This window comes from Micromonospora sp. NPDC051296 (genome assembly GCF_040682255.1).
Taxonomy (GTDB): Bacteria; Actinomycetota; Actinomycetes; order Mycobacteriales; family Micromonosporaceae; genus Micromonospora; species Micromonospora craterilacus.
In genome coordinates, this window is sequence record NZ_JBFBAO010000517.1 from 1 (window position 1) to 3849 (window position 3849).

Genomic DNA, 3849 nt, shown 5'->3' on the forward strand with positions numbered 1-3849 from the left:
AGATTCGGATACCGCTCCAACAACGCCTGCGCCGCCGACCGCAACCCCTCCGGATCCACCACACCCTCAAGATCCACCACAAGCTGCACGGTGTAGACGTCGACCCCGCCCTCGTCGTAGACGTGGTGAAAGAGCAGGCCCTCCTGCAACGGCGACAGCGGCAGGACATCCTCGATCGGTGATTGCTTGGCGGTCATCCGAAGGTCTCCAGCTCCGAGTGCAATAGATCCAGGTCGGTCTGACTCAGGGCGGCCAGCGGGACGTCGGCCGGGGTTAGTGCGGCCGTGCCGGGCGCCTGCGCGTGGTCGTGCAGGGCACGCAGCGCCTGCCGCCAGTGCTCGGCCAGTCGCCGCACATCGGTATCGGTGAGCAGCGCGGCGGCGTACGTGAACGTGGTGTGCAGGGTGGTGATGCCGCCCTCGTCCACCGCTGCCGTGTCGATGTCCACGGTGTGCGGCAGCGGCTGGTCGTGGTCCGGGCCGGCGTGGCCTGCGGCCGCGGCGTCGAGACCCCAGTCGGCGTCGGTCGCGGCGAACCGGCCGAGGTAGTTGAACCCGATCTCGGCGGGCGGCCGGGCCAGCAGGTCCCTGGTGCGGGGGTTGGTCCAGCGCAGCAGGCCGTAGCCGGCGCCACCGTCCGGCGTCGCGCGCAGCTCCCGCTTCACGTGGTCGACGAGTCGGTTCAACCCGCGGTCGCCGGCCCGGCAGGCGGCCGGGTCGACGCCCGCGCAGTCCAGGTACAGCGGGTAGAGGGTGGTGAACCAGCCGACGGTGCGGGACAGGTCGGCGCCAGGTACCAAGTGGTCGTGCCGGCCGTGGCCCTCGATGTCAACCAGCAGCCCACGCTGGCCGTCGCCGCGGTCGCGCCGCCACCGGTGCACGGCGATGGTCAGGGCGGCGAGCAGTACTTCATCCACCCCGGCCCGCAGCTCGGCCGGCAGCCGGGTGAGCACCGAGCGGGTCAGCTCGGCATCCACGATGACGGTGAGCCGGTCGGCGGCAGCGTAGGTGTCAGCCGTGCCGACCCGCCGGCTTCCGATCGGCGGGTCGGCAGCCGCAGCGATCCGCTGCCACCGGGTCAGCTGGGCCAGGTGCCGGGGCGCCTGTGCCTGTTCCGTCCAGCGCCGTGCCCACCAGCGCAGGGAGGTGCCGACCGGTGCCAGGTCGCCGCCACGGCAGGCGGTGGCCAGGTCGGGCAGCAGGATCCGCCAGGACACCCCGTCCACCACCAGGTGGTGGGCGACCAGCAGCAGCCGGCCGGGGGCATCGCGGCGGTCGAACCAGACCGCCTGGAGCATGACCCCCGCGGCCGGGTCCAGTCGTCGCCGCGCGAGACTGACGTGCTCGGCCACCGTGGTCTCGTCGACATCCGTGCACTCCACTCGCGACACCAGGTTCGCGGCCCGCACCGCGCCGGCCGGCAGGATGTGCAGCCGCCACCCGCCGGGATCGCCGTCGTGCAGCCGCATCCGCAGCGCGTCGTGGCGGTCGAGCAGCGCCTGCAGCCCCGCCACCAGCGTGGACTCCGGCAGTCCGGCCGGCACCCGCACCACCGCGAACTGGCTGAACGGTGTGATCACGCCGCCTGTCGTGGCCAGCCAGGAGACAATCGGGGTGAGCGGCACCTCTCCGACGGCCGAACCCGCCGGCTCCGCCTCGCCGGTCACGGCGTCGGTCGCCACCGCGGCCAAGCCGGCGGCGGTCTGCTGCTCGAAGACATCGCGAGCCGTGAAGACCAAACCGGCGCCCCGCGCCCGGGTGACCAGCTGGATGGAGAGGATGCTGTCGCCGCCGAGGTCGAAGAAGCCGTCTGTGGCACCGACCTCGGTGACGCCGAGAACCTCCTCGAACAGCGCGCAGAGGTTGCGTTCCCGCTCGTTGGCCGGCGGCCGGCCGGCACCGGTGGGCGCGGCCGGCGCGGGCAGAGCTCTACGGTCGAGCTTGCCGTTCGGGCTGAGCGGCACCTCGGCGAGGAGCACGACCGCGGCGGGCACCAGGTAGTCCGGTAGCCGGGCGGCGACGAGGGTACGCAGGTCGGCCGGCTCGACCCCCTCGGGGCCAGGGACGACGTATGCGACCAGCCGTTTGTCCCCCGGCCGGTCCTCCCGGACCACCACGACGCACCGGGCCACGCCGGGCTGCGCCTCGACCACGGCCTGCACCTCGCCGAGTTCGATCCGGAAGCCGCGGATCTTCACCTGGTCGTCGGTGCGGCCGAGGTATTCGACCGAGCCGTCCGGCAGCCAACGGCACAGGTCGCCGGTGCGGTACATGCGCTCGCCAGGCGGACCGAACGGGTTGGCGACGAACCGGCCGGCGGTCAGCGCGGACCGCCCGAGGTAGCCACGGGCCAGGCCGACCCCGGCCAGGAACAGTTCGCCGACCACGCCGACCGGGGCCGGCCGCAGCGCGGCGTCCAGCACGTACAGGCGAATGTTGTCGATGGGCTTGCCGATCGGCACCGAGCCGGGGCCAGCGTCCGGACGGCATGGCCAGGCGGTTACGTCGACCGCCGCCTCGGTCGGCCCGTACAGGTTGTGTAGCGGCACTGCCAGCAGGGAATGGAAGCGCTGCTGAAGCGAGCGCGGCAGGGCCTCGCCGCTATAGATCACCCGGCGCAGCCCGGTGCTTTTGGCCGCGCTCGCGGGGGTCAGGTAAGCGTCCAGCATGGATGGCACGAAGTGCACGGTGGTGACCTGCTCCGCCTCGATGAGGCCCGCCAGGTACGCCGGGTCCTTGTGCCCCTCGGGCCGGGCCACCACCAGGGTGGCGCCGGCGAGCAGCGGCCAGAAGAATTCCCAGACCGAGACGTCGAATCCAGCCGGGGTCTTCTGGAGCACCCGGTCGGTGGCGTCGAGGCGGTACTCGCGCTGCATCCACAGCAGCCGGTTCACGATGGCCCGGTGCGAGACCTGGACGCCCTTGGGCTGGCCGGTCGAGCCGGAGGTGTATATGACGTACGCGGGATGTTCCGGCCGCAGCCGGCGCAGACGCTCCCGGTCGTTCACCGCCGTGTCCGCCAGCGCCCGGAGCTCGACCTGGATCGCGGGGTCGTCGATCGCCACTACCGGCACGCCGGCCGATGGCATAGTCCCCGCCACCGCCGTATTGGTCAGCACCAGTGCCGCCCCGCCGTCGTCGAGCATGAACCGCACCCGCTCCACGGGGTAGCTGAGGTCCACCGGCATGTAGGCGGCGCCGGCCGCGAGCACGGCGTGCAGCGCGACGACGAGCTCGGCGGAGCGCGGCAGGGCGACCGCCACGACGCTCTCCGGTCCGACGCCGCGGCCGATCAGGTGTCGGGCCAGTCGGTGCACCCGCCGGTGCAGCTCGGCGTAGGAGACGGCGTCGGACTCGAACACAACCGCGGGGTGCGCGCCGGACTCGACGGCCTGCTTAGCAAGCAATGCGGGCAGCGTGGTGTCCGGGTAGTCGGCCGCGGTGTCGTTGAACTCGTACAGCAGCGTGTGCCGTTCCGCGTCGCCCAGCAGCGGCAGCTCGCTGATCCGGCACCCGGCGTCGGCGACCACGGCGCGCAGCACCCGCTCGAACCGGGCCACCATCGCCTCGGCGGTGGCCCGGTCGAACAGGTCCATCGCGTAGTCGAGGGCGCCGACCAGGCCGGCCGGCGTGCCGTCCGCTCCCCACTGCTCCTCGATGCCAAGGTGCAGGTCGAACTTGGCGGTGCCAGTGCCGATCGCGTCGGCCGCCAGGGTGAGGTCGGGTAGGTCGCCGACCTGGGCGAGCATGGCCCGCGGGTCGGTGTTGTCGTACGCGAGCATCACCTGGAACAGCGGATGCCGCGCCAGCGACCGCTGCGGACTCACCACCTCGACCAGCCGCTCGAACG

Annotated in this window: 2 protein-coding genes; both read right to left on the bottom strand. The window is 72.5% G+C overall.

Annotated elements, in window-relative coordinates; translation table 11 throughout:
* On the bottom strand, positions 1–197 hold a 197-nt coding region (locus tag AB0M52_RS32115), incomplete at its 3' end, for a condensation domain-containing protein (RefSeq protein WP_363961472.1).
* Positions 194–3849, bottom strand: a 3656-nt coding sequence (locus AB0M52_RS32120; protein WP_363961474.1) for an amino acid adenylation domain-containing protein, incomplete at its 5' end; no start/stop codon positions are given. The genes AB0M52_RS32115 and AB0M52_RS32120, both read right to left, overlap by 4 nt.